Here is a 22,528-nt window from a genome sequence, read left to right as displayed (position 1 = left end):
TCAAATGTATGAAAAATTATGGTAATTCTATTTAAAATTATTTATAGCATTGCTTATTCTGGCGATACTTTCCTCTTTTCCAATGATTTCCAGGATGTCCGGAACGTCTGGCCCTTTCAGTTCTCCTACCAAAGATAAACGAAGCGGCATCATTACTTTACCCATTCCCAAGCCTTTATTTTCGGCGAAATCATGCATGGTTTGCTTTAATGTCTCAGCAACAAATTCTGTAGATTCAAATGTTGCAGCCAATTCTCCTAAAATAGCAGATGTTTCGTCATTCCATGCTTTTTTAGATGCTTTCTCATCGTAAGAGGTTGGAGCTTCAAAGAAGAATTTTCCGTTTTCATAGATATCTTTCGGGAAAGTAGCTCTTTCCTTCATCAGAGGAATTACTTTTAATAGTTTTTCATCTGAAGCATTGGAAAGGTCAAGACCAGAGCTTTTAAGCATTTCAAGAAGTTCTTCATCTGATTTCATCTGAAGATATTGGTGGTTAAACCACTCTGCTTTCTCTTTGCTGAATCTTGCTCCTGCTTTGTGAACTTTATGAAGGTCAAATTCTTTAGCCATCTCCTCAAGGGAAAGAATTTCTTTATCATCCGCAGGAGACCATCCTAATAATGCTACCATATTGATGAAGGCATCAGGAAGGTATCCGTTTTCTCTGTAACCTTTGGAAACAACACCTGTTACTGGATCTTTGAAATCAAGCGGGAATACCGGGAATCCGAATTTATCACCGTCTCTTTTACTCAATTTTCCTTTGCCTTCGGGTTTCAGAATTAGTGAAAGGTGTGCAAACTGTGGAGCCTCCCAGCCCATTGCTTCATATAGTAAAGTATGTAATCCTAAAGATGGTAACCATTCTTCTCCACGGATTACGTGAGTAATTTCCATCTCGTGATCATCAATGATGTTGGCGAAGTGGTAAGTTGGCATTCCGTCATTTTTCACCAGAACCTTATCATCTAAAGTATTGGTATTCACAGCAGATTTTCCACGGATGATGTCTTCAAGATTCAATACCCTGTCTACAGGCATTTTGAATCTTACCACATAAGGCGTTTTTTCATCCAGAAGTTTCTGAACTTCCTCTTCAGAAAGGGCAAGGCTGTTTCTTAAACGGTTTCGGGTTTTATTATCGTAAGAGAAAACATCACCTCTTGCTTCATATTCTGCACGAACGGCATCCAGTTCCTCTGCAGTATCAAAAGCGATGTAGGCATAATCTGTTTTTAAGATCTGTTCTGTATATCTGTCATAAATGTCTCTTCTTTCAGACTGTCTGTAAGGGGCAAATTTCCCTCCTTTCTTAGGGCTTTCATCCGGGATGATTCCACACCATTCTAAAGCTTCTTCAATGTATTCTTCAGCTCCTTCTACATATCTTGCGGTATCTGTATCTTCAATTCTCAATACAAATTCTCCCCCTTGATTTTTTGCAAAAAGGTAATCATATAATGCGGTTCTTACGCCTCCCAAATGTAAAGGTCCTGTAGGACTTGGAGCAAAACGTACTCTTACTTTCTCCATTTCAATTAAAATTTTTGCAAATTTACTTAAAATATGGTTTATAAACTGCTTCAAAGTGTAGAAGGTTTACTCTGTTAAAATCAGTATTCAAATATTTAAAGCAGCATTCACTTAAAATAGTGCCTTTATAATAAAATAGATTTCTATTGGGTAAGCACTCGGTAGTAAAATCTTTTTAAACATATTTTTTATATTTACAATGGTGTTCTCATTAAAAATGTATTTTTGTAGATTATAAATTTATTGTATTAATGAAAAAAGCCATCTTCCTTTTTATTGTAGGAGAGAAATATGAGAAAATGTACAATAAAAATAGAGCTCAATTTGAAAATTACGCTATAAAGTGTGGAGCAGATCTAAAGATTATTGATAAGCCTTTGGATGAAACTTTCTATCGGCCACTTCTTTCTCAAAAATTATTGATTCCCGCAGAAGCAGTAGATTATGAGATGATTCTTTTTTTAGATCTAGATATTATTATTTCAGACAATGCACCCTCTATTTTTGATTATCTCCCTGAAGATAAATACTTTGGGGCTGTGTTAGATCCCAGAGGGACTGTAGAATTCAACAAAACATGGAAGCATATTCCAAGGATATTGGAGGAAACTGATGAAATTTATTTTCAAGACCGTCATTTTGAAGCTCATCCTTCATTACAGGGAAGTATTAATGGTGGAGTATTTATTTGCAGACCCCCAAAAGTGGCTGGTTTTTTTAAGGATTATTATTTTTCAGAGCATAACCAAGGTAATCTGAATAGCTTTGAAGAGGCCCCTTTTGCCTATTTTTCACAGATTAATAATTGGTTTGAAGCTTTACCTATAGCTTTTAATACTCAAATTTTATATAAAATAAAAGGTACTGAAAAAGGAAATAAAATCGAAAATGCAGAAAAAAAGATTCCGAAATTTTTCAGAAGGTATTATTACAAAAAAACAGGGAATTGCTTTTATCCCACGAAAGAATACAGGAAATATGTTAAAGAGATCATGAACCAAAATTACTTTACTCATTTTTCAGGTAATTACCCTATAATCTATAATAAATTATGAATATACTTTCAAGCTTTTCCAGTAAATTTATTACGGTTTCCTATGGAATTACTGTTAATGACGAAGTCAATGAGTTGAAAAATTTATTGAATGTTCTTTTGCCTTTGATTGATAAAAATGATGAAGTAATTGTTCTTCAGGATATAACGAATAAAAACAAAGAAGTGTCAGAATTGCTGGAAAATTATGACAATATTATTAAAATAGAAGCAAAATTGAATGGGGATTTTGCTACTTTTAAGAATAAGCTTCTTGAAAAGGCCTCTTCTAAATATATTTTTCAGATAGATGCTGATGAGTATCCCAAAGAAAAATTGATTAAAAATCTGAAAAAATTTTTATTTAAAAACAGAAAGAGTGATTGCTTTGTGGTTCCAAGGATTAATATTGTAAACGGCATTACAGAAGAATATATTGAAAAATGGAATTGGAAAATAGACAGTAATAATTATATTAACTTTCCGGATTTCCAAACCAGATTGTTTAAGTTAAATAAAAATATTCGTTGGCAAAATAAAATTCATGAAGTACTGGTTAATTATACCAGGCTGAAAGAATTGCCAACAGAAAATGAAGATTATTGCCTTGTTCATATAAAAGAAATGAGCAGGCAAAAAAAACAGAATGCTTTTTACGATACCCTATAAATATTTTTCATGAAGATAAAACTTATTTTTGATATTGAAGTTATTGGTAATTCTTATAAAATTAATCAAACCGGAATATTCAGGGTGGCTTATGAATTGTTTAAACGTCTTATTTCGGATAAAAAAATAGAGTTTTCCTATTCTAATTTTAATTTTAACAATCATAAAGAAACCCATAAAAAAATAGAGCGTTTTCTTGATGATCATCAGCTTGTCATTAAAAAAGCAAATAACTGCGACAGGATAAAGTTTATTCCTTTCCGGAAAGAAAAACCTTTTAGAAAACTATATGATAAATTAGGGATTTCGGATTACAAAATCAGTTATGGTCAAGATATTCAGGATGCTCAGATATATCATTCCGTGTATTACCCTATTCATAAGAGTTTAGAGGAATTTCCTCATCTAAGAAAAGTTGTTACAATTCATGATTTGATTCCTATTTTATATCCAGAGTATAATGACAATACAAAACTTCTGGAGAATATAATCAAAAGTATCGGGAAAAATAATTATGCCATATGTGTTTCTGAGAATACCCGAAAAGATTTGCTTGAGTATGCTCCCTATCTGGATCCGAAAAAAGTTTTTGTAAGCAGACTTGCCGCTTCTCCTGAGATATTTTATCCAAGTGTAAGCAAGGAAAGGAATGACCTGGTTAGGAAAAAGTATAATCTTCCTGAGAAATATATATTAAGTTTAAGTACGTTAGAACCACGTAAAAATATAGATCATCTGATTCGATCATTTATCACGGCCATAACGAAATATAATATTCATGATTTAAATCTTGTTTTGGTAGGGGCAAAAGGCTGGCAATATGATAAGATTTTTGAAGAATATGAAAATGCCAGAGATCTGAAAGAAAAGATTATTATTACAGGAAGAATACCTGATGAAGATTTGGCTCCTGTTTATAGCCAGGCTAATTCATTTTATTATATGTCCTTCTATGAAGGGTTTGGGCTTCCGCCATTGGAAGCTATGCAGTGTGGTATTGCAACCGTTACTTCAAATACTTCATCATTGCCGGAAGTGGTTGGTGATGCTGGTATACTGCTTGATCCCAAAGATGGGAATGCATTATCTGAAGTAATCTGGAAGCTGTATCACGATGATGAGTACCGCTCGGATTATGCTCAAAAAGCTGTTGAAAGGGCAAAGGAATTTTCTTGGGAAAAGACTGTAGAAGAGCATATTAATATATATAACAAAATATTAGAATAGAAAATTTGAGAAAAAAACTTCTGTATTTTATGCCTGATAATCCTTTATCCGGAAAGGCAGGCAATACAACGAGGCTTAATTATATGCTTTCTTATTTCAATGAAAACAGAGATCTTGAGGTAACCTTTGTTTCATTAAGAGATTGGGGAATATGGAAAAAAGAGGAGGAAACTCTATTTCATGAAAGATTCCCTAATATTCAACTGTGTCTTCTGAATAAAAAATATAAAAAGAATTTTTTTAAATATTTGTTTTTATATAAAATACCTTATCTTTTCAAAAGAAACTCTATAGACACAACAAGCTATATTCTTAGAAAAGAATTTTCAAGGATTGTTAAAAAATCTGACTTTGATGTTGTATTAATAAGTTATGCTACTTGGGGAAGGCTAGGAAGTATAGTTCCTTCCGGAGGATATAAGATTATTGATACTCATGATTTTATTACTGCTCAAAGCCGCCATAAATACGCTATAGGAAAATTGTTTCAGGATGAAATTTCTATTTTGAAACAATATGATAATATCTGGACTTACTCTGTAGAGGAAGAATATATTTTTGATCAGTTTACCAATAAGAAAGTTACTTTGATGCCTGTTGCATTCCCTGAGAACTTTACCAATAAAGTTACTGAGTTTAAATATGATATTATTTATGTCGCAAGTGATAACCCTCACAATATTAAGGGAATTCAGTGGTTTTTAAAAGAGGTATTACCCTTGCTTAAAAATGTTAAAGTTCATATTATTGGTAAGATTGGTAAAACAATTGCAGAAGATTTCCCAAACGTCATTAAATATGGGATTGTAGATGACCTGCAGGAATTTTACAGCCATGCAAGAATTGCCATCTGCCCAATGATGAGCGGTACAGGTGTCAAAATTAAAGTGTTGGAAGCTTTATCTTATGGATTGCCGGTGGTAACAAACAGAAGAGGAGTGGATGGCCTTATTAATAAAAAGAATAATGGATGTTTAGTAAGTCAGGATCCCAAAGAATTTTCAGAATTCATTCATCAGTTAATGAATGATGATGTATTTTATGAAAAGGTAAAACAGCAGGGAATTTGTTATTTTAGAGAAAACCACAATTTAAAAATAGAAAAAGAGATCCTTGATTCTATTTTTTTATAAAACGTATGAAGAAAAACATCTTAATTGATCTTGAACGTCTCCGATATCCTAATTCGGGGATTGCAAATGTATTCAGAAATCTGGCAAAAGGATTGCAGGAGAATAATTCTAAGTTTGAAATATTTTTTTTTGGTAAAAGAGAGCAGCTTGAAAAATTTGAGCCTAAGCCGAAGTGTGTTTTCTGGAATAAGACACATCGTTTCTTTGAACGTTTCAGTGGGGAGTTTGATTTGATTCATGTAAGTCACCAGCTGTCTTCTTATTTTCATAGAAATTATAAAAACACAATAAAAATTGTTACGCTTCACGATCTTAATTTCTTATATGAGAATCTTACTGATTCTAAAAAGAGAAAAATGCTGGGTAAAGTAAGGAGCAATGTTAAAAATGCAGATTATATTGTCTGTATTTCTGAATATGCAAAACAAAGCTTTATCCGTAATAAAAGACTTTTTACTTTTACTAAACTTAAAGATATTGTAGTTATTCACAATGGTATTCATCTTCCTGAGCACAGAGAATATCAGCTTGGAAAATACAGTTATTTGAAAGACAAAAAATACATCCTGAATATTGGTGTACTTTTCAATAAGAAAAATCAGTTGACTTTGGTTGACATGCTTCCTTATATAAAAGAGGACCTGGTCCTTATTGCTTCCGATGAAAAACAGCCTTATGCCGATGACGTGAGAAGGAGGATTAAAGAACTGCATCTGGAACAAAGGGTTTATTTCCTCAGAAATCTTTCAGAGGAGGAAAAGTATGCAGTCATTCAGCATTCAGAGGCTATGTGTCATCCTTCTATTGCAGAAGGGTTCGGAATACCGCCTATTGAAGCGATGGCATTTGGTAAGCCTGTTTTCCTTTCCACTTATACGAGCCTTCCTGAAATAGGAGGAGATAAAGCCTTTTATTTTGATAGTTTTGAACCCCAATTAATGGCTCAGCTGTATCAGGAAAAAATGGACCTTTATCATGAAAATGAAAAAGAAATGAGCCAGGAAATAAAAAATTGGACAGAGCAATATAGTTATACCGCAATGTCCAATAATTATCTTAAGTTTTATGAATCTGTTCTGGAAAAAAATTAAGCTTTATATTCCAGAATAGTTTTTTCAATAATTTTTACACAATCTAATAATTGCTCTTCAGTAATTACCAATGGTGGTGCTAATCTGATGATATTACCATGGGTTGGTTTGGCCAGCAATCCGTTTCCTTTCAATTGTAAGCAAAGATTCCATGCTGTAGAGCTTTCCGGAGTATCATTGATCAGAATAGCATTTAAAAGGCCTTTTCCTCTTACTTTGGTAATAAGATCTGTTTTTTCGATAAGCTTATTGATTTCAGCTCTGAAAATCTGGCCAAGCTCTTCGGCTCTTTCAGATAATTTTTCATCAGCTACTACATCTAATGCAGCTACAGCTACGGCACAGGCAATTGGGTTTCCTCCGAATGTAGAACCATGCTGTCCCGGTTTAATAACATTCATGATCTCGTCATTAGCCAGTACTGCAGATACAGGATACATTCCTCCTGAAAGTGCCTTCCCAAGGATTAAGATGTCTGGTTGTACATTTTCATGATGACAAGCGATCAGTTTTCCTGTTCTCGCAATACCTGTCTGCACTTCATCGGCAATGAAAAGGACATTATGTTTTCTACACAGTTCAGAAGCGTTTTTAAGGAAGTTTTCATCCGGAACATATACTCCAGCTTCCCCCTGAATAGGTTCTACAAGGAATGCTGCGATATTTCCTGCCTCCCTGTTTAATACTTCTTCCAGTGATGCAATATCATTGTAAGGAATTTTAATAAATCCTGGCGTAAAAGGCCCGTAGTTTTGGTTAGCATCCGGATCATTAGAGAAAGAAACAATCGTAGTCGTTCTTCCATGGAAGTTATTTTCACATACAATGATCTTCGCCGCATTTTCTGAAATTCCCTTTACTTCATAGCTCCATTTTCTGGCTAATTTTACAGCTGTTTCTACTGCTTCAGCTCCGGAATTCATAGGTAATACCTTATCAAACCCCAAAAGAGTCGTGATTTTCTGTTCGTATTCTCCTAATTTAGAGTTATAGAAAGCTCTTGAAGTGAGGGCCAGCTTTTGAGCCTGTTCTACCAATGCCCCTACAATTTTTGGGTGTGAGTGTCCCTGGTTTACAGCAGAATATGCTGAAAGAAAATCATAATACCTTTTGCCCTCTACGTCCCACACGAAAACACCTTCTCCCCGGTCCAGAACTACTGGCAGAGGGTGGTAGTTATGCGCTCCATGTTTGTCTTCAAGGTCAATAAAATACTGTGAGTTTTTTGTTTGTTCTGCTGTTGACATATTGTTGGTTTTCTACAAATTTACACAATATTAATGAGACCTATAAACAAAAATAGAGTAGAGTATAAGGCTGTGATTAGAGTATATTTTGAGGAAAAATGAATCCTTAATGGAAAATATTTTCTTAACGGATAAACAGTTGCAGGTATTCTATCTTTAAGAATAAGAAATTTATACTGATAAGATAATTCTACATTTTTTAATCATTCTGATATTGTTTTGCTGTTCCATCAGGGCTATAATATTTTTAAATGGTATTTCTCTAAACAGCCTTTTGATTCGGGCTTATCTTTATAAGTTGCTCTGGTACGAAATGTCAAAAACTTTTTCCATTTGTTTTTCGTTAATAGAACCAGATGTTGCCTTTAGTAAAATATTACGGAGCCAAACGGCCAGACTGTTTTCATAATGAGAAATTTTACCGATGGCTGAGCTTGTGTTGACAATGTAATGTGCTTTTTTCATACGCAGTTTTTCGTATTGAGTGAAGACTTCATCCACGTTTTTCCCTTCACCAAAAAGTTTTCCGAGGATATATGCATCTTCAATGGCCTGGCAGGCACCTTGTCCCATATTAGGAGTCGTTGCATGGGCTGCATCACCAATCAGGCAAACGCGGTCTTTTTGCCATTGATAAATTGGTTCCAAATCGATAATGTCGCTGACAAATATTTTTTCTTTCGGTGTTACGGAAATCATTCTTGGAATTTCGGGATTAAATTCAGCAAAAAGCTCAGCAAGATTATTGGGATTTTTAACCAGGTGCTCGTTAACCACAGCGTACCAGTAAACTTTGTGATCACTAATTTTCATGAAGCCGAAGCGTCTGCCTTTTCCCCAGGCTTCATAAGCATGGTGATTATATTTTTCTGTCCAATCAGATTCGATAACGCCACGCCAGCATTTTTGCTTGGAAGATCTGAGTTTACCAATATTTAAAATCTGATGACGTACTACTGATTTAATTCCATCTGCACCAATAACAGCATCTGCATTAGCAATATTTCCGTCTTCAAAAGTGAGTTGATAGCCATTCCCCTGTTCGATTTTGGATAAGCGTTTAGAAAGCTTGATATTTTCAAAACCAATTTCTTCAGCCAGAATCATTTGCAAGTCGCCGCGATGAATGGCAATATTGCTTACTCCATATTTACTTTCGAATGTATTCAGTTGTACATCCGATAAGGTTTTGAGCTGTGGATCAGTAATTTTGATAGCTGAAATTTTATGACCTGCTTTTTCGATTTTGTGGCGAATGCTAAGTTTGTCAAAAATCTGCATGGCATTATTAGCCATGATGATTCCGGCACCTACAGGTTTTATTTCGGGTGCACTTTCGTAAATGGTAACGTCCAGATTATTTTTTTGTAGGGCTAAAGCAGTTGTTAAACCGCCAATTCCGCCACCGATAATTGCTATTTTCATTGTGATCGCATTGATATATGAGACAAAATTAATGGTCGGAAAAACCAAAAACGTTCACTTAAGTTAATTTTCTGGAATTAGTAAATTCTTTTCCTGATTCTGCTCAGCGATTGTGGCGTAATTCCTAAATATGACGAAATATATTTCTGTGGAATTTTGTTCAGAATTTCGGGTGACTTTTTCAGGAGATTGAGATAACGTTCTTCCGGTGTATAAAAAAACAGCTCATCCAGCCTTTGTTTTGCATCCAGAAAAGCTAAATCGGATATGCGTTTTGCCAGCCCAAGCCAGAAAATATCTTTCTGAATTAAAATATCAACATCTTTTTTATCAAAATATAAAACTTCAGTTTTTAGAAGAGCCTGTATAACTGCCATTGATTTTTTGCCAGTGACATAGCTTTCATAATCGCCAATTACATCATTATTTACCTGCAAAAGATAGCTGATATCTTCGCCTTTCTCGTTGATGTAATAAATCCGGACAGCGCCATTCAAAATGAGTCCTAAACGATCAAATACTCCATTTTTAGGTTCTATCATTTGGCTTTTATCATAAGTTATGATATAACAAATATCCAAAAATTCCTTCGCGCGCTCCATAGAAATTTGAAGTGTCTCGGCTAATTTCTCTTGTATTGCAGATGTCATCGCTCCTATGTCGGTTTTAATTGAGACTACAAAAATAATTTTTCCTGCTTTATTAGAATAAGATAGAGTATAAAACTAAAGAAGGCGTCCGAAAAGGCGCCTTCTTTTTATATAAATGATAATTCTTTTTAGTGATTATCGTATTTTTTATCCATTACAAAATCTTCCATGAATTTTGTAGTATAGTTTCCTGAAAGATAATCTTCATTATCCATCAACTGTCTGTGGAAAGGAATAGTTGTTTTTACTCCTTCAATATAGAATTCTTCAAGAGCACGTCTCATTTTTGCAATAGCTTCTTCGCGGGTCTGAGCCGTTGTGATAAGCTTGGCAATCATTGAGTCGTAGTTGGAAGGAATTGTATATCCGGAATACACGTGAGTGTCTACTCTGATTCCGTGCCCGCCAGGGATGTTTAATCCTGTGATTTTTCCCGGAGACGGTCTGAAGTCTGCGTAAGGATCTTCTGCGTTAATTCTACACTCGATTGAATGTAATTTAGGGTAATAGTTGATTCCTGAAATAGGAGTTCCTGCAGCAAGAAGGATCTGTTCTCTGATCAGGTCATAATCAATTACCTGTTCAGTAATAGGATGCTCTACCTGGATTCTTGTGTTCATTTCCATGAAATAGAAATTTCTGTGCTTGTCTACAAGGAATTCGATAGTTCCTACTCCTTCGTATCCGATGAATTCTGCAGCTTTTACAGCAGCATCACCCATTTTTTCACGAAGCTCATCCGTCATGAATGGAGAAGGGGTTTCTTCCGTTAACTTTTGGTTTCTTCTTTGTACAGAACAGTCTCTTTCAGAAAGGTGGCAAGCTTTACCAAACTGGTCACCTGCAACCTGAATTTCGATATGCCTAGGCTCTTCAATCAGTTTTTCCATGTACATACCTCCGTTTCCAAAGGCAGCTACCGCTTCCTGAATGGCAGATTCCCAGTGATCTTTAAGGTCTTCAGCTTTCCAGACTGCTCTCATTCCTTTACCACCACCACCGGCAGTTGCTTTAATCATTACAGGATATCCTGTTTCTTCAGCAATCTTTACAGCGTGTTCGTAAGATTCGATCAATCCGTCTGAACCTGGTACACATGGTACACCGGCAGCTTTCATGGTAGCTTTGGCATTCGCTTTGTCTCCCATTTTTTCGATCTGCTCAGGAGAAGCTCCAATGAACTTGATTCCGTTCTTTTGGCAGATTCTTGAAAAATTAGCATTTTCAGATAAGAATCCATAACCTGGGTGAATTGCGTCAGCGTTTGTAATTTCCGCAGCAGCAATAATGTTAGGGATTTTAAGGTATGAGTCTTTGCTCATCGCAGGACCAATACAAACCGCTTCGTCAGCAAATCTTACATGAAGACTGTCTTTATCTGCAGTAGAATATACTGCAACGGTTTTGATCCCCATTTCTTTACAAGTACGTAAAATACGCATTGCAATTTCGCCACGATTGGCTATTAATATTTTTTTGAACATCTTCTTCAATTTGAAAATTAGATAATTTGAAAATTAGATAATGTTATTTTAATGTAGAATTTAATCTAACATCTAATGTCTAACATCTAACTTCTAAATTAAGATGGATCTACTAAGAATAATGGTTGGTCATATTCTACCGGAGTAGCATCGTCAACTAAGATTTTAACAATTTTTCCGCTGATTTCAGATTCAATCTGGTTGAATAACTTCATTGCTTCAATTACACAAACTACTTTACCGGCAGAAACTTCATCACCTACATTTACGAATACGTCTTTATCCGGAGATGGTTTTCTGTAGAATGTTCCGATCATTGGAGATTTAATCGCTACATATTTGCTATCATCAGATGCAGCCTCAGCTTTTTCTGCAGGAGCAGCAGCCGGAGTTGCAACAGGTGCCGGAGCAGCTACCGCTTGAGGAGCAGTGTGGTATACTGCAGGTTGTGCATAAACAGCGTCGCTTCCAGCTAATGGAGTTTTAATAGTGATTTCGAAATCTTTAGTTTTGTACTTCACTTCTGAAACTTCAGCCTTAGATACAAACTTGATAAGATTTTGTATGTCTTTAATGTCCATAAATTTGATATTTGATTTGATGCCAAAGATACCAAAAAAACGCAAAAAACAACAAAAAACCGCCAAATTTTATCAAAATTGGGCGGTTTTTGTATTAAAATGAGGCTTTTTCAGCGAAAAGCGACTCTTAGTTTTCTTCAGTAGCAGCTACTTCTTTTTCCAATACTACTTTACCTCTGTAGTACAATTTTCCTTCATGCCAGTGAGCTCTGTGGTATAGGTGAAGCTCTCCTGTTGTTGCATCTTTAGCTAATTGAGGAACTACAGCTTTGTAGTGAGTTCTTCTCTTATCTCTTCTTGTAGACGACTGTCTTCTCTTTGGATGTGCCATTTTCTAATAACTTTTTTAATTGATGAGCGATGAGATTCATCATCTCATCATATTTAAATTATTCTATTTAATTATTGTCTCTTAATTTTCTTAAAGCATCCCATCTTGGGTCACTTTCATGTTCTTCCTCTTCAGTTTCCTCAATATTTTTCGGACTGAACTGGTCAAGAATTTTGATGTCTTCATCATTTACATTCGGGGAAATCTTTTTCATCGGGATAGAAAGCATTACATTTTCGTAGATCAAATGGGCTACGTTGAAGGCATGCTCTCCGGTAGGAATGGTAATAACATCTTCATTGCTGTCATCATATTCTTCCCCGAAATTCACCAGAATCTTAATTTCATTTTCAATAGGATAGTCGAAATCTTCATTTGTAATATCACAAACCAGTTCAACCAAGCCTTTTATCTTAATCTCAAACTCCAGAAATGTGGTGTGTTTGTCTAATAAGACATTTACATCTATTCTTGGATTTGTAAATTCCTGCTCAGTGTCAAATAATTGAAAGAACGTTTTATCTATCTCAAACTTGAACTCGTGTTTTCCGTTTTTAAGTCCGGAAAAGCTTACGTCATAGTTTCTTAACTTGTCCATAAAATGAGTGTGCAAAAATATGCATTTTTTTTATAATAACAAATAAAATCTAAAACAAATTAATTTAAAATTTGTTTTAACGGTTTATGCTTCAGTTTCCTCAGGAAGATCTTCATCTATTCCGTTATCAACAACCATTTTTCTAGGCTGGAGGCGGTTGCTCATCAGTTCACTGTATTCACTTCTGTTCTTGAAAACTTTAATAGCGGTGAAGATAGCTTCCATAAAACTCTGCTCATCGGCAACATTTTTTCCTGCAATATCATACGCAACTCCATGATCCGGAGAAGTTCTGATAAAAGGAAGCCCAGCTGTATAATTTACTCCTTCTTCATAAGCCAATGTTTTGAATGGAGCTAATCCCTGATCGTGGTACATCGCTAAAACAGCATCAAAGTTCCTGTATTTGTTAGGCTGAAAGAAACTATCTGCCGGGAAAGGCCCAAATGCCAGGATTCCATTGTCTGAAAGTTCCTGAATGGCCGGGCTGATGATTTCTATTTCTTCAGTTCCAATTACTCCGCCATCTCCTGAATGAGGATTTAATCCCAATACTGCAATTTTCGGCTTCTGAATGCAAAAATCTTCAATAAGCGTCTGGTTCAATACCCTGATCTGCTTTTTGATCTTCTCTTTGGAAATATTCTCAGCTACCTTTGCAATAGGAATATGATGGGTGGATACCGCTACTTTAAGGTCTTCAGTTACCAGGAACATTAATCCTTTCTTACTGAATTTTTCTTCAAAATAACCAGTGTGTCCGGCATGCTTAAAGCCCATTTTTACCATTTCATCTTTATTGATAGGAGCGGTTACCAGAACGTCAATGTCTCCTTTCATTAAAGCTTCAGTTGCAGCTTCCAAAGAGTCAATTGCCATTTTGGTAGATTCTTCTGTAGGAACTCCCAATTCAACGTTAACGTTTTCCTTGGTCAGATTCACCATATTCAGTTTACCGGGCAGAGCCTGGGATGCTTCATTTACGTAGTTGAAATTAAGGTTCAGCTTGAAAATGTTTTTCTGATAAGTGAATAATTTTCCCGAACCAAAAATTACAGGAGTGAAAAAATCTGTAATGGTTTTGTCTTTCAGAGACTTCATAATGATCTCCGGGCCGATGCCGTTGAAATCACCGATTGAAATTCCTACTCGTACTTTATGGTTTTTTGGGCTCATTTTGATTATCTTTGAAGATTATAATTTACAAATTTAGCAAAAAATAATATGTTCACAGGAATTATTGAAGCAGTTGGTGTTATTGAAAAGATTGAAGAGAAAGGAAGCAACATAGATTTCACCCTGACATGCCCTTTTACAAACGAACTTAAAATTGATCAGAGCCTGGCTCACAACGGATGCTGCCTTACTGTGGTTGAGATTAAAGACAACCAATATGTAGTAACAGCTATTCATGAAACACTGGAAAAAACCAACTTGGGAAAATGGCAAGTGGGAAGTGTGGTGAATCTTGAGCGTTGCATGAAAATGGACGGAAGACTGGATGGACATATCGTTCAGGGACATGTTGATAAAACAGGAGAGGTAGTTGGAATCGAAAATAAAGACGGAAGCTATTTTATCACCATGAAATATGAAGCTGACGGAAATTTTGTAACCGTACCCCAAGGTTCTATTACTGTAAATGGAATCAGTTTAACCGTAGCAAAAAGTGAAGATGCTCAGTTCTCGGTAGCCATTATTCCTTACACCTGGGAATTTACCAATATGAAACACCTGAAAATTGGTGATAAGGTTAACCTTGAATTTGATATCATTGGTAAGTATATTGCTAGGTTAATTAAAAAGTAGGATGTCGTTAAATAAATATAAAGGATATAGCTTAAGGAATCGTGTGTTTTTCGGTTTCTTATTGGTATGCTTTTTAAGTGTTGTGGCAACATCACTGGTTCCTTATTTTGTGTTGAGGAATAATTCACTGCAGCAGAGTAACATTGATATGCAGGAGAAAACCAATGCTGTAATGAGATATCTGGATTATGCCGTAAGCCGTACACTGGTAGAAACACAGGATCTGCCGAAGGTTTTAGGGAATAAAATCTTTGAGATTGCAGATATTAACCAGCATGATATTGTTATTTATGATCTGAAAGGAAATTATCTGCTGTCTAATAAGGATGAAAGCCTGATTGATCAGAAAACACTCTCTATAGAAATTATCAACAAAATCCTGTCTACGGATGCGAGAGTTGATATGACCAGATATGATGCTGCTAAAGATGCCAAGCTAACCTCTTCGTATCTTTTATTGAAAAACAATGAACTGGAGCCAATCGGTATTGTTTATATTCCTTTATATCATAACGAATCTGCCTATCTTGACGTACTGCATCAGTATGTAAAATATATTCTTTTAGTGGATATATTTCTAATCCTGTTCAGTATATGGATAAGCTGGGTAACTTCCAATAGCCTGGCCAAAACCATTACGAAGTTCTCCGATATGATTACCCGTATTACATTGTTTGAAAATGAAATGCGTCCTATCAGATATTATAAAAATGATGAGCTGAATGCTCTGGCAAGAGCTTACAACAGAATGATTCTGCAGATCCAGGATCAGAAAGAAAGGTTAAGGTTTAAGGCTTCTGAAGAAGCATGGAGGGAAATGGCGAAACAAGTTGCCCATGAGGTGAAGAATCCGCTTACTCCTATGAAGCTTACCATTCAGAATTTTGAAAGAAAATTTGATCCGGAAGATCCGAACATAAAGGAAAAAGTGAAACAGATGAGTAAAACAATGGTGGATCAGATTGATCTGATTGCTACTGTGGCTTCTGCATTCTCGGAATTTGCAAAACTTCCTGAAAAAAATAATGAGGTAATCAATCTGAATACAGAAGTAGAAGATATTCTTCGTGTATTTAATGATGACAGTATCTTCATGCACGCCAACAAGAGTAATATCATGATCAATATGGATAGAATCTATCTGTCCAGAATCATCACCAATCTTGTTACCAATGCCAAGCAGGCAGAAAGTGATGAAAGGAAATTGATTATCAATGTAGATGTAGAACAGCATCAGCGAAGGGTTATTATTTCTGTTCAGGATAACGGGGTCGGGATTCCTGAAAATATGTATGAAAGAATTTTTGAGCCTAACTTTACTTCCAAAACCAGCGGAATGGGACTTGGATTATCCATGGTAAGAAAAATGATTGAAGATTATAAAGGAGAGATCTCAGTGAAATCTGAAGTAGGGAAGGGATCTACGTTTATCATTACATTGCCTACCAATTTATAGTGAAACCTTTTACGTTTAAACAATTTGAGATCCAGCAATCCAAAGAAGTCTTCCGTGTAGGAACGGATGGAGTTCTGCTTGGTGCATTAGCAGGTGTTGAATCTGCTTTTCGTGTTTTGGAAGTAGGAACTGGAACAGGATTGATCTCTTTGATGTTGGCCCAAAGGAATCTGCAGGCGGATTTTTTAGGACTGGATATTAATGAAGATGCTGTTGCATTGACGAAACTTAATTTTGAAAACTCTCCTTTCCGTACAAGGCTGAGAAACATTCATCAGGATTTTAAAACTTTTGAAACGGAAGGCACATTTGATCTGATTGTTTCGAATCCACCTTATTTTGAAGAATCGGGATCTGGTAAAGATAAAATTGCACGCCAAACGGTAGAGTTGAATTTCAGACAGCTTATCGCTCAATCTGCCCGGTTTTTATCTGAAAATGGATTGTTTTCAGTAATTATCCCGGTGGAAGCAGGGGAAATCTTTATTTCAATTGCTGAAGAAAATAAACTGTTTCTGAACAGACGGGTTAATATTAAAGGTATTGAGAATTCCAAAACAAAAAGAGTGGTCTTAGAGTTTTCTTTTACGGAAGATATACTTCAGGAATCTGAATTTATAATAGAAAAAAGTCCGAGAAAATACTCGGACCAATATCTTGAACTCACTAAGGAGTTTCATGTCTTTAAATAGTTCGGAAATTAGAAAATAAAAGTGATTTTATATTTCTAAACCCTTAAATTTTATTCAAAAAGTTCTGCAGTATCCAATACAGATACTTTCCCATCTTCACATCTGATAGCTTCACCAGGGAAGTTCTGTATCATATGGTAATCATGGGTCGCCATTACTACAGCGGCACCATTTTCAAGGGCAACCTGTTTTAATAAGGTCATAATTTCATTGGAAGTCTCAGGGTCAAGATTTCCTGTGGGCTCATCCGCAAGAATTAAATCAGGGTGGTTAAGAAGTGCTCTTGCGATGGCGATACGCTGTTGTTCACCTCCAGAAAGTTCATGCGGCATTTTGTGCTTTTTGCTCTTCATGTTTACACTTCCCAATACTTCATTGATTCTGTCTTCCATTTTGGTCTTATCACTCCATCCTGTAGCTTCCAAAACGAACTTAAGGTTCTTTTCAACAGTTCTGTCCGAAAGTAACTGGAAATCCTGAAATACAATTCCTAACTTTCTTCTTAGGTTAGGGATGTCAGAAGGCTTTAGTTTAGCCAGATCAAATCCTACCACGGCTCCATGTCCTGATGCTAACGGGATGTGTCCATAAAGCGTTTTCAGTAGAGAACTTTTTCCGGAACCTGTTTTTCCAATAAGGTAGCAGAATCTACCTTTTTTAATATTAAGATTTACATCAGAAAGAACAGTAAAGTTTTTTTGGGCAATTTTTGCGTGCTGTAAACTTATAATATTGTCTCCGGAGATATTGGTATGTGGCATAATTTAATTTTAAAGGCTATTTCTAACAAAAAATTTTCAATCTTTAAAAATAGAAAAAAGAAGTCTATCTGACTCTAATTTTAATAAATTTTAACAACAAAAAATGCCTGAAAAGAAACTCTTCAAGCATGTTTTGTATATGATAATATGAAATTATCTCTTAGCGCGTGCAGCACTTACAGTTAATCTCTTTCTGCCTTTAGCTCTTCTCGCAGCCAAAACTCTTCTTCCATTTGGCGTAGACATTCTTTCTCTGAAACCGTGTTTGTTTCTTCTCTTTCTTTCTGATGGCTGGAATGTTCTTTTACTCATTACTATATGTTTAAATCGTAATTAATCTATTAATTTTCAGGTTGCAAAGATATATAAATTTTTATAAGTTACAAACTTTAATGATTTTTTTTTGAAATTATCTTTAAGGTTTTTCAGTCAAATACTTATAAAGCCTGATTGTAGACCAAATTCGGGATGCAAAAATAATATTTAAATGATTTATATAAAAGCTCTATCTTTGAAAACTTTAATTTTAACGAAAATAAACACAAGATGTTTACACCAGCAGAACTTTTAGAGATCAATACATTACTAACACCTGAAAACAAAATAGTTATTCTTACCCACTATAATCCGGATGGTGATGCTATTGGTTCCAGTCTGGGATTGAAACATTATTTAAAGGCAAAAGGGATCTTTGCTGAGGTGATTGTTCCTAATGATTTTCCAAAGTTTCTGAAGTGGATGCCGGAAGCTAAAAAAGTGATTATTGCAGAATATAAAAGAAAGCTGGCTGCTGATATTATTGCGGCTGCAGATGTTATTTTCTGTCTTGATTTTAATTCTCCTTCAAGAATCGGATTACTGGGAGACTGGCTGGTAAAGGCTCAGGGAAAGAAGATTCTTATTGACCATCACCAGCAGCCGGAGCCGTTTGATTTTGTGTATTCGGATACGGTAATTCCTGCCACCTCTCAAATGGTTTATCATTTCATTGAAGCACTGGAGGATGAAAAACTTGTGAATCTGGATATAGCAGAATGTCTGTATACCGGAATTATGACAGATACAGGAGGTTTCCGTTTCCGTTCAACCAGTGCTACTACCCATAGAATTATTGCCAATTTAATAGAAAAAGGCGCAGATCCTGCAATGATTACTTCCAACACCTGGGATACCAATACAGTTTCCCGCCTTCATTTGCTTGCTTTAGTTTTAGGAAGAATAGAGGTGGTGAATGATGGAAGAGTAGCTATTTTAAGCCTTACCAGAAATGAACTTAAAGAATTTGGTTTCCAGAAAGGAGATACGGAAGGTTTTGTAAATTACGGATTAAGTATTGCCGGAGTGAAAATGTCTGCCTTCTTTATGGAAGATCTTTATGAAGATTTTATCAAGATCTCATTCCGTAGTAAAGACGATGTGGATGTCAACCAGTTCTCAAGAAAGTACTTCAATGGTGGTGGGCATATTAATGCTGCAGGAGGTAAATCTGATGATTCTCTGCCGGGAACTATAGAAATGTTCAAGACAAGACTGATTGAAGAAAATTTATAAGGAGGAGTGCCGGAAGTTGAGAGAAGATTGTAATTGTTTTTGTAAATTCTTACATCTTGATGTATCCCTTTTCTTCAAGTTCCATACAGGTATATTCGTATACCTGCTGAAACATTTCATCCATATATTTTTTATTGAACAGGCTATACTTTGTCATTTTAGGCGGGTCTAAAAATATATTACAGTATTTTACCTTGGAATAAACAGATTTTGCAATGGCTAAATGGAGAATCCGGTCGAATTCTTTCATCAGGCTCATCTTGTTTAATTCATCATAGCTTATTGAGTTGACATGGGAGGCGATCAGGAAATCACATTTATCCATGATCGGTTCAATAGGAAGGTTGTCAAGAACTCCGCCGTCTACATATATTTTTTCTCCCATTCTTACCGGGGGAAGGATGAAAGGAACACTTGAAGAGGCAAGAAGAGGGGTGAAAAGTTCTCCTTCAGAAAAGAAATCAACAATTCCGTGAGTCATTTCCGTGGTGGCTACATAAACAGGTATCTTCAGAATATTAAAATTATCTTCAGGAAAATAATCTCTGAAGAGTTTTAAAATAAAATTGGAACTGAAAATTCCGTTCTTTGATAATTTAAGGGCGGATCTTGAAAAAAATGAAGTCTGTTTTACAATTTCTATCATTTCATCCGGTGTTTTCCCAAAAGAATAAAAGGCGGCAATGATAGAGCCAGCACTGGTTCCTGAAATGATATGGGGTTTAAGATTATATTCTTCCAGATCTTTTAAAACAGCAATGTGTGCAATTCCACGCATTCCTCCGCCTGAAAGTGTAAGTCCGATAACCGGAGGTTTCGGAGGGGTCTTTTTTTTGAACGAGAATATTCCCATTGAGAAAAATTATACCTCACTAATATACAGGATTTTTCTCAATGTTTACGGCTCATCACATTCAGAATCAATCTTAATGAAAAGTGCATTGAATTCATTATTCATCTTTTCATCGTGGGAAACTCTTTGTACTTTATCATTGGCACAGTTTCCCCAGCCAAAAGTAATCAGATCAATAAGCGCATAATCTCTTTTATCTGATGAGTTAAGTTTTTCGTTGAACTCATTTATTATACGTTCCGGATTAGCATTGTCTTTGCTCATGCCTTCACGAAGTTCTTTCCATTCTGCAAACATGTGCTCATCAGTGGAATTTAATGCTTTGGAAAAGCTGGGGCATCTATTATTTCTGAGAAGGACGGAAGGATCAGAATAAGCCATGATCTGAACCTTTTCCATTTCATAAGACTGAACGAGCGCTTCATAGCTTTTCTTCTTAATATCTTGCCAGTAAGGAATATTGACAACTTTCAGATTCATAATTTGAGCCTTTTTTTCTGCGAAATCTTTATCCAGTTTTGCCAGAATCTGATTTTTATTATTTCTTATTTCATTCAGATCTTTAAGGTTGTGAACAAAAGGAATATCCAGCATTGATCCGCTTAGTTCGAACCAGAGTTTATAAGTATCTTCTATCTCTTTTCTGGAAAATTTATTACTGTCAAAATATCCTTTATTGTCGCATAGCTCCGTTGCAAATTGAAACATTTCCTGCTTAGGTTGAATAACTGTTATGCTATCAACTTTTGGAGATGCTGTTTGAACAGTATCTTTTGGTGTACTATTGGAAGTGGTCTGGTTATCCTTTTTACAGCTCAGAAAAGAAAGCAGAAGGAGAGATATTATTGCAGTTCTCATATTTTTACAATACTAATTTCTTAGGAAGATTATGAAGAAGTTCTGTGTTAATGATCTCTGCACAAATAGCAGGCTTCTCCCAATGGCCGTTGTGGCCACAGTCCAGTACATAAGATTTGATATTCGTTCTGTCCGGAAGATTTTTAATCATAATATCTGTTTTTACGGCATTGTCATGTTTGCCGGCCAAAACCAGGATTTTAGCCTCAAGATTCTGTATGATATGCTTTTTGTCTGTTCTTTCCACCATGCCTTTTACGCAGGCAAGAGCACCCATATTGTTGGTAGAAAGAGCGGTTTCCAATGCGGTTTCAATTTTCCCTTCCAGAATGTCTCTTTCATTAGGATTGAATAGATTGGGAACTCCTGCTCTGGCATAATGGGCGAAAGCATCTTTAATAATTCTGTAGCTTTTGATACGTTGTTGTTTCTTTTCTTCATCGTCTGCGAAATAAGTGGAGAAGAAAAGAGTTAAACTTTTCAAAGAGTCAGGGTATTTCTCTGCAAATGCCAGTGAAGTATATCCTCCCATAGAGTGTCCTAGTAAATGTAATTTCTCTGCATTCTGGTCATCCAGTACTTTTTTTACTTCTTCAGCCATAAGCTCCATGGTGTGAATTTCTCCCAGGATGTCAGATTGTCCGTGGCCGGGAAGATCTATTTTTAAAAGTGAAAAATCTTTAGAAAGATGAGGTTCCATATCACTCCAGATGGATAGGTTTTCCATAAAACCGTGAAGGAGTACTAAAGTTTCTTTTCCATTTCCTTTTCTTTCAAAGTTCAGCATGATTCCAAAATTTTAGAGGTTAAAATAATACAGCATTTTCTTGCTGTAGTTTGGTTTTCCTTTCAAATGTAAACAAAAAAGAGCATTTTAAAAATGCCCTTTCTCTTTTATTGAGTTAATTCTTTATAAACCTTTGTTTCCCAAGGTTTGATATCTGTTACTCCATAACGCTCTTTTTTAGCGATAGCAAGATTGTCCAGCATATCTACAAAATTTTTGTAGTTGGCCTCATCAGTTGGTTTGATGATTACGGTAAAATTTTCCGGCTTCGGAGCATTTTTATAAGCTTCGGAAATGATTTTTGAAATCTTTATCCCACTGAAGTCTGTTTCTTTAAGATTGGAAGTATTTAAATCTGTAGCATTGCTTTGATGATAAAAAACACGATTGTCTTTTCCCAGGATAAAGGTAACCTGATTTCTGTCTCCGATTACATTGTCAGTGGCTTTGTGTAGAGGATCTTTTGCGGGAAGCCCCAGATCCATTACATTGGGTTTTGTAAAATTAGTCGTAAACATAAAGAAGGTAATCAATAGGAATCCCAGATCTACCATAGGAGTCATATCTACTCTGATTAATTTTTTCTTTTGCTTGCCACCCTGTTTTTCTTGTGCGATTACTTCGGCCATAATTCATATTTTAAATTGTTAAACGGTATTTGATGAAAACTTTGAAAATCCGATCGTGATTTTGAAGAGTTGATACAAAGTTGATGCCTAAAATTCAAAATATGTGATAAATTTATTTTTTTATTGA

The 22,528-nt window shown here is 35.5% G+C and carries 24 protein-coding genes; 9 read left to right on the top strand and 15 right to left on the bottom strand.

The window, feature by feature from the left end; all coding sequences use genetic code 11:
* Window positions 1-27 precede the first annotated feature (27 nt).
* Window positions 28-1,536 (bottom strand): glutamate--tRNA ligase, encoded by a 1,509-nt coding sequence (gltX, locus tag EG339_RS03415; RefSeq protein ID WP_123868878.1) that lies wholly within the window; start codon window positions 1,534-1,536, stop codon window positions 28-30.
* 251 nt (window positions 1,537-1,787) lie between these two features.
* Between gltX and EG339_RS03410 the strand changes: the two genes are divergently transcribed.
* The 5 genes from EG339_RS03410 to EG339_RS03390 are packed head-to-tail and all read left to right on the top strand — an operon-like array spanning window position 1,788 to window position 6,689.
* Window positions 1,788-2,591, top strand: a complete 804-nt coding sequence (locus EG339_RS03410; RefSeq protein ID WP_123868877.1) for a glycosyltransferase family protein — start codon at window positions 1,788-1,790, stop codon at window positions 2,589-2,591.
* Entirely contained in the window at window positions 2,588-3,238 is a 651-nt protein-coding gene (locus EG339_RS03405) for a glycosyltransferase (RefSeq protein ID WP_123868876.1), read from the top strand. Before EG339_RS03410 ends, EG339_RS03405 begins: the two co-directional genes overlap by 4 nt.
* A 9-nt stretch (window positions 3,239-3,247) precedes the next feature.
* Complete coding sequence (locus EG339_RS03400) at window positions 3,248-4,465, top strand: glycosyltransferase family 4 protein (protein ID WP_123868875.1); 1,218 nt, start codon at window positions 3,248-3,250, stop codon at window positions 4,463-4,465.
* 5 nt (window positions 4,466-4,470) lie between these two features.
* Window positions 4,471-5,598, top strand: a complete 1,128-nt coding sequence (locus EG339_RS03395) for a glycosyltransferase (protein ID WP_228459697.1) — start codon at window positions 4,471-4,473, stop codon at window positions 5,596-5,598.
* 5 nt (window positions 5,599-5,603) lie between these two features.
* Window positions 5,604-6,689: a glycosyltransferase family 4 protein gene (locus EG339_RS03390; RefSeq protein ID WP_123868874.1), complete on the top strand. Its 1,086-nt coding sequence runs from the start codon at window positions 5,604-5,606 to the stop codon at window positions 6,687-6,689.
* Here EG339_RS03390 and rocD read toward each other — a convergent pair.
* The 8 genes from rocD to pdxA form a co-directional block, all read right to left on the bottom strand.
* Window positions 6,686-7,936, bottom strand: coding sequence for an ornithine--oxo-acid transaminase (gene rocD, locus EG339_RS03385; RefSeq protein WP_123868873.1), 1,251 nt, complete (start codon window positions 7,934-7,936; stop codon window positions 6,686-6,688). The two genes, EG339_RS03390 and rocD, sit on opposite strands and share 4 nt — an antisense overlap.
* 291 nt (window positions 7,937-8,227) lie before the next feature.
* The gene (locus tag EG339_RS03380; RefSeq protein WP_123868872.1) at window positions 8,228-9,361 is read right to left on the bottom strand and encodes an FAD-dependent monooxygenase; all 1,134 of its coding nucleotides are present in this window, start codon (window positions 9,359-9,361) and stop codon (window positions 8,228-8,230) included.
* Window positions 9,362-9,438: 77 nt separating this feature from the next.
* Window positions 9,439-9,903, bottom strand: a complete 465-nt coding sequence (locus EG339_RS03375) for a Crp/Fnr family transcriptional regulator (RefSeq protein ID WP_228459696.1) — start codon at window positions 9,901-9,903, stop codon at window positions 9,439-9,441.
* A gap of 236 nt (window positions 9,904-10,139) precedes the next feature.
* A complete protein-coding gene (accC, locus tag EG339_RS03370; RefSeq protein WP_123868870.1) occupies window positions 10,140-11,495 on the bottom strand; it encodes an acetyl-CoA carboxylase biotin carboxylase subunit in 1,356 nt (451 codons plus the stop codon).
* A gap of 98 nt (window positions 11,496-11,593) precedes the next feature.
* Complete coding sequence (gene accB / locus EG339_RS03365; protein WP_123868869.1) at window positions 11,594-12,076, bottom strand: acetyl-CoA carboxylase biotin carboxyl carrier protein; 483 nt, start codon at window positions 12,074-12,076, stop codon at window positions 11,594-11,596.
* Window positions 12,077-12,203: 127 nt separating this feature from the next.
* Complete coding sequence (gene rpmF / locus EG339_RS03360; protein WP_002976251.1) at window positions 12,204-12,407, bottom strand: 50S ribosomal protein L32; 204 nt, start codon at window positions 12,405-12,407, stop codon at window positions 12,204-12,206.
* A 67-nt stretch (window positions 12,408-12,474) separates the two neighbouring features.
* Window positions 12,475-13,005 carry a YceD family protein gene (locus EG339_RS03355; RefSeq protein WP_164466405.1) on the bottom strand — a complete coding sequence of 177 codons (531 nt, stop codon included), beginning with the start codon at window positions 13,003-13,005 and terminating at the stop codon, window positions 12,475-12,477.
* A gap of 84 nt (window positions 13,006-13,089) precedes the next feature.
* Window positions 13,090-14,181 (bottom strand): 4-hydroxythreonine-4-phosphate dehydrogenase PdxA, encoded by a 1,092-nt coding sequence (pdxA, locus tag EG339_RS03350; RefSeq protein WP_123868867.1) that lies wholly within the window; start codon window positions 14,179-14,181, stop codon window positions 13,090-13,092.
* Window positions 14,182-14,229: 48 nt separating this feature from the next.
* On the opposite strand from pdxA, the gene EG339_RS03345 reads away from it, so the two are divergent.
* From EG339_RS03345 to EG339_RS03335, 3 genes are read left to right on the top strand one after another with little or no spacing between them, the layout of a single operon-like run.
* Window positions 14,230-14,814, top strand: a complete 585-nt coding sequence (locus EG339_RS03345) for a riboflavin synthase (protein WP_123868866.1) — start codon at window positions 14,230-14,232, stop codon at window positions 14,812-14,814.
* 1 nt (window position 14,815) lies between these two features.
* The gene (locus EG339_RS03340; protein ID WP_123868865.1) at window positions 14,816-16,270 is read left to right on the top strand and encodes a sensor histidine kinase; all 1,455 of its coding nucleotides are present in this window, start codon (window positions 14,816-14,818) and stop codon (window positions 16,268-16,270) included.
* Window positions 16,270-16,962, top strand: coding sequence for a tRNA1(Val) (adenine(37)-N6)-methyltransferase (locus EG339_RS03335; protein WP_123868864.1), 693 nt, complete (start codon window positions 16,270-16,272; stop codon window positions 16,960-16,962). Before EG339_RS03340 ends, EG339_RS03335 begins: the two co-directional genes overlap by 1 nt.
* Before the next feature lie 50 nt (window positions 16,963-17,012).
* Here EG339_RS03335 and EG339_RS03330 read toward each other — a convergent pair whose 3' ends face one another.
* Both EG339_RS03330 and rpmH read right to left on the bottom strand, forming a co-directional pair.
* Entirely contained in the window at window positions 17,013-17,723 is a 711-nt protein-coding gene (locus EG339_RS03330) for a cell division ATP-binding protein FtsE (RefSeq protein ID WP_123868863.1), read from the bottom strand.
* Between the two features lie 153 nt (window positions 17,724-17,876).
* Complete coding sequence (gene rpmH, locus EG339_RS03325) at window positions 17,877-18,035, bottom strand: 50S ribosomal protein L34 (RefSeq protein WP_002976260.1); 159 nt, start codon at window positions 18,033-18,035, stop codon at window positions 17,877-17,879.
* Between the two features lie 234 nt (window positions 18,036-18,269).
* On the opposite strand from rpmH, the gene EG339_RS03320 reads away from it, so the two are divergent.
* The gene (locus EG339_RS03320) at window positions 18,270-19,274 is read left to right on the top strand and encodes a DHH family phosphoesterase (protein WP_123868862.1); all 1,005 of its coding nucleotides are present in this window, start codon (window positions 18,270-18,272) and stop codon (window positions 19,272-19,274) included.
* Window positions 19,275-19,323: 49 nt separating this feature from the next.
* Here EG339_RS03320 and EG339_RS03315 read toward each other — a convergent pair whose 3' ends face one another.
* The 4 genes from EG339_RS03315 to EG339_RS03300 form a co-directional block, all read right to left on the bottom strand.
* A complete protein-coding gene (locus tag EG339_RS03315) occupies window positions 19,324-20,127 on the bottom strand; it encodes a patatin-like phospholipase family protein (RefSeq protein ID WP_123868861.1) in 804 nt (267 codons plus the stop codon).
* A 45-nt stretch (window positions 20,128-20,172) separates the two neighbouring features.
* Window positions 20,173-20,985 (bottom strand): hypothetical protein, encoded by an 813-nt coding sequence (locus EG339_RS03310; RefSeq protein WP_123868860.1) that lies wholly within the window; start codon window positions 20,983-20,985, stop codon window positions 20,173-20,175.
* Between the two features lie 4 nt (window positions 20,986-20,989).
* Complete coding sequence (locus EG339_RS03305; protein ID WP_123868859.1) at window positions 20,990-21,772, bottom strand: alpha/beta fold hydrolase; 783 nt, start codon at window positions 21,770-21,772, stop codon at window positions 20,990-20,992.
* 107 nt (window positions 21,773-21,879) lie between these two features.
* The gene (locus EG339_RS03300; protein ID WP_123868858.1) at window positions 21,880-22,401 is read right to left on the bottom strand and encodes a biopolymer transporter ExbD; all 522 of its coding nucleotides are present in this window, start codon (window positions 22,399-22,401) and stop codon (window positions 21,880-21,882) included.
* Window positions 22,402-22,528 lie beyond the last annotated feature (127 nt).

Origin of the sequence: Chryseobacterium bernardetii (assembly GCF_003815975.1) — a bacterium.
Classification (GTDB): Bacteria; Bacteroidota; Bacteroidia; order Flavobacteriales; family Weeksellaceae; genus Chryseobacterium; species Chryseobacterium bernardetii.
The sequence above is the reverse complement of the archived record's forward strand: the minus strand, read 5'-3'. Positions and strand labels throughout refer to the sequence as shown.